Origin of the sequence: Limosilactobacillus gastricus PS3, assembly GCF_000247775.1 — a bacterium.
GTDB lineage: Bacteria > Bacillota > Bacilli > Lactobacillales > Lactobacillaceae > Limosilactobacillus > Limosilactobacillus gastricus_A.
In genome coordinates, this window is sequence record NZ_AICN01000036.1 from 38,592 (window position 1) to 45,016 (window position 6,425).

At 41.8% G+C, this 6,425-nt stretch carries 12 protein-coding genes; all 12 read right to left on the reverse strand.

Features of this window, described 5'->3' with window-relative positions:
* Positions 1-154 precede the first annotated feature (154 nt).
* The 12 genes from PS3_RS04585 to PS3_RS04635 are packed head-to-tail and all read right to left on the reverse strand — an operon-like array spanning position 155 to position 6,273.
* A complete protein-coding gene (locus tag PS3_RS04585; RefSeq protein WP_007122187.1) occupies positions 155-571 on the reverse strand; it encodes a RusA family crossover junction endodeoxyribonuclease in 417 nt (138 codons plus the stop codon).
* A 1-nt stretch (position 572) separates the two neighbouring features.
* On the reverse strand, positions 573-743 hold the full coding sequence (locus PS3_RS10465) for a hypothetical protein (RefSeq protein WP_176662254.1): 171 nt from the start codon (positions 741-743) through the stop codon (positions 573-575).
* Between the two features lie 3 nt (positions 744-746).
* Positions 747-1,088, reverse strand: coding sequence for a hypothetical protein (locus PS3_RS04590; protein ID WP_040468164.1), 342 nt, complete (start codon positions 1,086-1,088; stop codon positions 747-749).
* Positions 1,075-1,299 carry a hypothetical protein gene (locus PS3_RS04595; RefSeq protein WP_040468165.1) on the reverse strand — a complete coding sequence of 75 codons (225 nt, stop codon included), beginning with the start codon at positions 1,297-1,299 and terminating at the stop codon, positions 1,075-1,077. The genes PS3_RS04590 and PS3_RS04595 overlap by 14 nt, the downstream gene beginning before the upstream one ends.
* Positions 1,299-1,604, reverse strand: coding sequence for a hypothetical protein (locus PS3_RS04600; RefSeq protein WP_040468166.1), 306 nt, complete (start codon positions 1,602-1,604; stop codon positions 1,299-1,301). Before PS3_RS04600 ends, PS3_RS04595 begins: the two co-directional genes overlap by 1 nt.
* On the reverse strand, positions 1,601-1,792 hold the full coding sequence (locus PS3_RS04605; protein WP_040468167.1) for a hypothetical protein: 192 nt from the start codon (positions 1,790-1,792) through the stop codon (positions 1,601-1,603). Before PS3_RS04605 ends, PS3_RS04600 begins: the two co-directional genes overlap by 4 nt.
* On the reverse strand, positions 1,785-2,567 hold the full coding sequence (locus PS3_RS04610; RefSeq protein WP_007122188.1) for an AAA family ATPase: 783 nt from the start codon (positions 2,565-2,567) through the stop codon (positions 1,785-1,787). Before PS3_RS04610 ends, PS3_RS04605 begins: the two co-directional genes overlap by 8 nt.
* 9 nt (positions 2,568-2,576) lie before the next feature.
* Positions 2,577-3,326: a conserved phage C-terminal domain-containing protein gene (locus tag PS3_RS04615; RefSeq protein WP_040468168.1), complete on the reverse strand. Its 750-nt coding sequence runs from the start codon at positions 3,324-3,326 to the stop codon at positions 2,577-2,579.
* Positions 3,326-3,994 (reverse strand): putative HNHc nuclease, encoded by a 669-nt coding sequence (locus PS3_RS04620; protein ID WP_040468170.1) that lies wholly within the window; start codon positions 3,992-3,994, stop codon positions 3,326-3,328. Before PS3_RS04620 ends, PS3_RS04615 begins: the two co-directional genes overlap by 1 nt.
* 3 nt (positions 3,995-3,997) lie before the next feature.
* On the reverse strand, positions 3,998-4,744 hold the full coding sequence (locus PS3_RS09845; protein ID WP_007122189.1) for a DUF669 domain-containing protein: 747 nt from the start codon (positions 4,742-4,744) through the stop codon (positions 3,998-4,000).
* Between the two features lie 12 nt (positions 4,745-4,756).
* Complete coding sequence (locus tag PS3_RS04630; RefSeq protein ID WP_007122190.1) at positions 4,757-5,398, reverse strand: AAA family ATPase; 642 nt, start codon at positions 5,396-5,398, stop codon at positions 4,757-4,759.
* An 11-nt stretch (positions 5,399-5,409) separates the two neighbouring features.
* Positions 5,410-6,273, reverse strand: coding sequence for a DUF1351 domain-containing protein (locus PS3_RS04635; RefSeq protein ID WP_040468171.1), 864 nt, complete (start codon positions 6,271-6,273; stop codon positions 5,410-5,412).
* Between the last annotated feature and the right edge of the window lie 152 nt (positions 6,274-6,425).

The following is a 6,425-nucleotide window of genomic DNA, read 5'->3' on the forward strand; positions in this document are numbered from 1 at the left end:
GATGATTAAACTCTCTAACCTTAGCCGTCACTCGACGGATGGCCATTTGTTTGTATTTCTTATTTTTGATCCGCTTATTCATCTTGCTCGTCCTTTATAAACTTGTTGTGACTTATTCTCTCAATTGATGCATACAACAGTTACTAGGATTTCGTTATGCCTCGCCAATTTCTATCACCTCAATCTCCACTCTAGGATGATCAGAATAGTACTTATAAATGAATTCATCAACGATCATGGCATCATCTTTCCATAAAATTCCGTTTAAGGCATCTTCTGTCGATTTTGCATAGTTTGTCACATCTGCTTTTACAGTTGGCCGTATTTGGCCGTTATCTCGTCGCGTATGCTCTTTTTTAGACACGCTTCGCTGAATTGACCGATAAAATCTTAGAATGACTCTGAGAGGCCCTGAGAGGGGTTTCCCGTGATATGCATTCTGAGCCAGGTACGCTAGTGACTGTTTATATACTTTCACAGCCTTAGGATCATATAGGCGGATGCTTTTACCAAATCGAGTTGCCCGCGGACGAGCTTGGGCTACTGGTTCAATGTCAAATACGAATTTCACTTCATGCTTCCTCCAGTTTTTCGTATTCAACTTCTTCAAAAGTACCGTTAGATTTCATCAAAACGGTTTCTTTCAAAGCATTCACACTACGAATCTGCCATTTTCGACTTGAACCCTTGAGATTAACGTCGCGATGAAAAACCATTGCTGCGCGTGCTTCGTCTTTGTTCATTCCCTATTCCTCCCGTTTATTTAGATTATCAATTTGGTACATTAGTTTAATTAGTTCATGACAGGCGAATTGGAAACTGTCACGATTGTTCATTCCAGTAAGACGTCGAGTGTCAAATCTGATATAAGCATTATCGGGATCCTCTGCCAATTTTGCCATCGAAGGGTCATAAACAAGGTCTCCATTCACATCTAGTTGCCCGTCTAAATCTTGCCAAGCTATTTGATCGTTCAGCTTTATTTCCACATACCCACAATACCAAGCTTTTCCAGGTTCTTCATCAGCAGTTCGGATCAACCAAATCTTACGTCCATTAAAGGAACCGCGTAATTTAACAGTCCTCATCATCGTCTCCCGTGATCATGTTATGACCGCAGACCGGGCAATAAGTAAACTGGAAAGTAGTCTGATAATCGTCAGCGTAATTCTCAAGTCCTTGAATATATAAATCCGCTTCTCCGTCATCACTTGCTAACAAAATAAAGACGTCCTTTTCATCCACCAGTCCTTCACATTCTTCACAAAATGGGCACAAAGGCCGTTTCAGATCCACCATTATTCCACCTCCGTTTTCTCTAATGCAGTGATTAATAAATTCATTTGATTAACTTGTGACCACAAGCTCTTGATATAGCGTCGCTTTTCCAGATTGTTTGAAATAATGTAGTAGCCTTGGGGATGCTGCCTGCTGGAAGCAATTGGAACTCCCTTCAAGGCTAATGGTAATTTCATCCGTCGTAGCCCCCGCTTACTAATACCAGTCAGCTTTTCAATCTGGCTAGCTACCATAGAATGCTCGCCGCCTAAAGGGAGCACCTCAATTAATTTCTTTTCTAGATTTGTGTAAGTTGTTTCTTTCATTGCCTAACCCCACTCTCATCGCTTGTAATACCAAACCGATCTGACAAAAACTGCTTAAATGTAATCATCATGTTGGTTGGCCGATCTGTTTCAACCATCGACCAGTGATCGTAATTGTAGTCACGATAATGTCCTTTCGGGAACTCGACATACAGCCGAGTCCAATCTGGTTCTACGTAGTTATCCATTTCGTACATCCTTTAATTTCGTAAAGTTAATAACATTTTCCGGTTGCTTAGTAACAATTCGACTGATCAGTTTGGAATCATACATTGCTAGTAGTTCACTACTGATGTTGTTAGTTGTGATGATTGTTGAACCGGTCGGCCGGTTGTTTTGTATATCGATTCGGGCATTGCTGGCTCGATATAGCCACTCTTGCATATCACGACGAACCTTAAGATTGTCACTCTTTTGACCGCCCTCTGTGCCGAAATCGTCCAGCACCAGAATGTCAACCGGCTTGCGGTACCAGCTACCATCACCCGACTTAATTCCGGTTATCGCTTTGTAAAGCCGGTCTAACTTGCCCTTGAGTTCCGGATACTCGTATTGTTGACCGATCAAGCTTGCTAACTCGGTTGTGTTGACAAAAAGCCATGATTGGCCCGTTTCTTTTGCAACCTTATCAACGATTGCCAATGCAAGACTGGTTTTCCCTGATCCACGAGTGCCGAATAAGTTGACATTGACCGGTGTGGCTTCCATTTTTTTAGCAAGTAGGAACGCTTGGTTGCCTACCTTTCGTCCTAAGCCCTCGTCTGGTTGCTTAGCAGGTTGCCAATCTGCAAAGCTAAACGCTAGTGGCTGGTTACCACTCCATAAACTGTTGTCAGCAATTTCTTTGCGTTTCTGATCTGCTAAAATAGCTCTCCATTTTTTGGGGATCCCATCAATCCTTGCTTGGATTTCGGCTCGCTTTTCAGGTGTAATCTCAACCGGTGGTTGCTTGATACCGTCCATAATTGCCTCCTAAAAGTAAGAGTAGCTATCGTCTCTAACCTGTTGTTTAGGTTCGTCGTTAAGGTAGCTTTCAAACTTTGTTCCAAATAAAGTTTCTGGTCGTAAGAATTTACTCATCTTTTGATCTCCTTGCCATTCGGCTACCTTGTTGTCCACTACTTTTTTAAAGTCCTCGCTCTTAAAGCCTTCTTTGAATCTAGCCCTAATCAAGGTTCTAGTCTTAGGGGTAGTTGCTCGATAATTCTTGCCGGTGGATTCGTTGAGGTAACTCACGATTCCGACATAGTCGATTTCCGGCTTGTCCGAAATCGACGTAGAATAGTTAGTCTCTGTAGTAGTCTCTGGTAGTCTATTGGTATTGGTTGGTACTGACAGGCCCATTCCATTGGTACTATCAGGCCCAATCGTTGGTACTGACAGGCCCAATGCTTGGACATTTTTGTCCAATCGGTCATACCGGACTCTGTACCACTTTGTACGGTCGAATTTTGCCTTGTTGTAGTTACCAGAAATCAACCAACCATCATCAACCAGTGATTTAAGATAACGCTGGATTGTTTTTTCGGTCAGCCACGGAAATTGTTTCTGCCAATCATGCGCAGAATTGTATATCCACCTATGACCATCAACGATGTTATTTGACCGTTGTAGCCAATAATGGATCTGTTGTAGGATGATTGCTTTGTCTGTATTACCTAACTTGATTACAAGGCTAGGCAATACTTGTAAAGGCGGTTCATTAATTAACAAGTTATTCATCATCTCACCCCGATTCTTTTAAGCGTCTCTGTATCTACTTTGATTCCTAAGTTGGTCAAGTTGTACTTTTGACAAAAGAGTTGGTTCCCGATCTGGTGCCACTCTTGATGATGTTGCCGGCATAGAACACACAAGCGATTTTGCGTATGGTCAATCGTATTTCGATTTCGACCCATGCCCACCGTGTCAACGTGATTTATATCGGCGTGTTGCCCACATATCAAGCATTTACGGTGCTTAATGCACTCGTACTGAAACTGATTCTCATCTCGTGGCAGGAGTTCATATCCAGTTTTGACTGGTACATCAAATTCAAAGATGAAGTCCACTACATCATCAATCAGCACACTAGCGTCATTCTTACTACATCCACCGTTGTCAGCTAGGCTGATAACTTTGCCGTTCGTCCTAACCGTGTAGCGGGCATAAAACCACTCTTTGAGAAACTCTTGTGGTTGCCCGCTCCAGTTATATATATCGTTGAGTAGTGCAAAGAACAAGGCTCTTTGCTTCGGACTAACCGCCCTTGGGTCAACAATCTCAAATCTGACTGGCACATCACCAGTCCGGCCATCTACCAAATCAACATAATCAAGATTGATTGGTTTATCCAGCTTAACTAGCCACGCTCCTTTGTCTTCCAGCCACCATGCTCTAGCACTTGTCATAAGCTAAAACGGTACTTCTTGGATCTGATCGCCGGCTGATTGTCCTTGTGGATTGTCAAACGGCAGATTAGCAGTGTCGACTGGTTGATCTTGATTAGCTAGTGCTTGATCTTTTAGTGATTGGGGTTGGCCAGCAAACAGGTCGTTAAACAGGTCGTTATTAGCCCCATTTTGTCCTCCTAAGCCGTTTTGACTTTGGCTTTGATTATTTCCCCATTGACTATTTTGATTGCCTTGTGGGGTGTTATATGTGGAATTAAAAGTGGTATTAAATCCATTGTTGCTAGAGTTGCTATTACCGGAATCAGGGGCTTTAACTCCATTAGGTTTAGAACCGCTTGGCAACACCGGATTGTGTTGTTTTACCCGAAGATTGTAGTAACCGTTGTTCCCCTGTTCCCAGTCAACTTTGATTGACATAGTGCTACCGATCAAAAGGTTCACAAGCTGTTGCATGTTTTCGATCTTGATGCCATCTTTAATACCGGTGGCTTTCAACAATGTATTAAACCGCTTGATACTTTGAGCGTGGGCTTCTTGATCGTAGTCAACCCAAGTTTGATTATCGTAACGGATCTGGCCACCTTGATACTTACCATCAATTACCTCGTAGTTTAATGTGATCATTGGATTGCCATTAGTTTTCGTTTGCGTAAGTGTGGTTGTTGGCAACACCTTGACGTTATACTCGCCAGCTTCTTCCACATACGTCCCTGAAAAAACATCGTTAGAATTTGTTGTAAATAACATAATTAAATCTCCTTATTGTTGTAGTAGTTCATCAGCTTTAATTAATTTCCGGCCGTCAATCCGATTTTTGGCGTGATTGCCTTGCTCTGGATCTAAATCAATCATCCGTTGGCCATCTTGTAAGTAGATGCGACCAACCACATCAAACATGCTTGTTAGAGCGTTAAACGTCTTGACATTCATATCTGCTTCATAACGCCCGTTCACCACATCCGCACCTTTATCTATTGAGTGAGCGGTTACATATACATTAATGTTGACATTGCGTAAGTAACTACCGAGGTCACGGAACCATAGTTGCAATTTCTGATAATTTTGACGTCCATCTTTGCTTTGACCATCAATGTTTTCTAACACATAATTTTGTAAAGCAGAAACATTATCTAAACAGATCGATTGATACCGACCACTCGAAATAGCGCGTATTAGGAATTCATTTAACACTGACTGAATTCTTGGTTTCTCAGATTCATCCAATATCGCGACATCAATCGAATCATCACCCACCAACGGATTGGTTGACATGTCAAAACTAATCAATAATTTTTTTCCCGGAAATTGTTTAAAAAGGCTTGTTTTACCAGTTCCACCATCTCCATAAATGAAGTACATGTTTGATTGCCTTGGAATTTTACCCGATTCATAGAATCTCATCATCTATCCTCCTATTTCAGTTCCTTATACGTGATTCCAGCGTTATCGATAAATTTACGTAACTCTTTGAGCTGATCTAGCGTTCCAGTTAGCTCTAGCGTGGTCGTCAAGAGGTCTTTCGTTTCGCCTGTTTCGCTATCTATCGCTTTCTTATCACTGACTGCTTTAAATCTCGCTAACGCTTCTTGATGTTTCTTTTTCTCATCTTCGATCCGCCGAATGTCGTTGTGCATTGTGTTGATTGGACTGTTGACATCTTTAACCAGCAGATCATCGTAAGCGTCGATGTAAGGCTTAGAATCTAGTCCTAATGATTCCGCTTCCTGATTAATCAATCGGTAAGCTAACTCGTCATTACGTAGTTGTTGTTCGATCAACTCAAAATCTTCGACAATCTTGCGTTCAAGCTCTAGCTTGCTTTGCTTTTTCGTGATGTATCGCTTTTCATCAATCACAAAGCGGTCAAGCACTTCCTGCGGTTCGTCTCGTTCACTTGCTAAAACGTTGATAAGGTCTTGTACCATCTTCCGACGCTTTTCAAGTTCTTGCTCGGCAAAGTAGTCAATCTGCTCTTGCAACCCTGCGTTAACGGCTTTGAGTTGTTTCTCCCAGCTCATCACGGTTGATTCGTAATTTTGGTACTTACCAAGCCAATCCTTTTTGGCTTGTTTCCGTTGCCCACTAATCTCCTTAATTGCCTTATTAACGTCGCTATGTTGTTTCTTAGCACTTTTGATCGTATCTTCAATTACGACAAGTGTTTGAGTCTGATCAATTACCGGCTTAATGACATTATTAAAAATGGTTTGGTTGTTAGTGATTACTTGATCGACGTAATCTTCTAATGTTTGGTCTGGTTGTTTAATTAAATCCATGCTATAATTACCTCAAGATTTCTATTTGATTTTCCATTAGCCCTAGCCCAGTGCTAGGGCTTTTTTGCTGCAACAATGCCGGTTGTCACAATGCACCCAACGTCAATAATTAGCAGGATAAAAGTGACTAGATTTGGCCACCAGCTGATAAT

What these genes read in the sequence shown, in the direction of transcription:
- PS3_RS10465 (WP_176662254.1), bottom strand. Translation starts at nt 743, where the DNA reads ATGAACAAAGACGAAGCACGCGCAGCAATGGTTTTTCATCGCGACGTT.
- PS3_RS04590 (WP_040468164.1), bottom strand. Translation starts at nt 1,088, where the DNA reads ATGAGGACTGTTAAATTACGCGGTTCCTTTAATGGACGTAAGATTTGG.
- PS3_RS04595 (WP_040468165.1), bottom strand. Translation starts at nt 1,299, where the DNA reads ATGGTGGATCTGAAACGGCCTTTGTGCCCATTTTGTGAAGAATGTGAA.
- PS3_RS04600 (WP_040468166.1), bottom strand. Translation starts at nt 1,604, where the DNA reads ATGAAAGAAACAACTTACACAAATCTAGAAAAGAAATTAATTGAGGTG.
- PS3_RS04605 (WP_040468167.1), bottom strand. Translation starts at nt 1,792, where the DNA reads ATGGATAACTACGTAGAACCAGATTGGACTCGGCTGTATGTCGAGTTC.
- PS3_RS04610 (WP_007122188.1), bottom strand. Translation starts at nt 2,567, where the DNA reads ATGGACGGTATCAAGCAACCACCGGTTGAGATTACACCTGAAAAGCGA.
- PS3_RS04615 (WP_040468168.1), bottom strand. Translation starts at nt 3,326, where the DNA reads ATGAATAACTTGTTAATTAATGAACCGCCTTTACAAGTATTGCCTAGC.
- PS3_RS04620 (WP_040468170.1), bottom strand. Translation starts at nt 3,994, where the DNA reads ATGACAAGTGCTAGAGCATGGTGGCTGGAAGACAAAGGAGCGTGGCTA.
- PS3_RS09845 (WP_007122189.1), bottom strand. Translation starts at nt 4,744, where the DNA reads ATGTTATTTACAACAAATTCTAACGATGTTTTTTCAGGGACGTATGTG.
- PS3_RS04630 (WP_007122190.1), bottom strand. Translation starts at nt 5,398, where the DNA reads ATGAGATTCTATGAATCGGGTAAAATTCCAAGGCAATCAAACATGTAC.
- PS3_RS04635 (WP_040468171.1), bottom strand. Translation starts at nt 6,273, where the DNA reads ATGGATTTAATTAAACAACCAGACCAAACATTAGAAGATTACGTCGAT.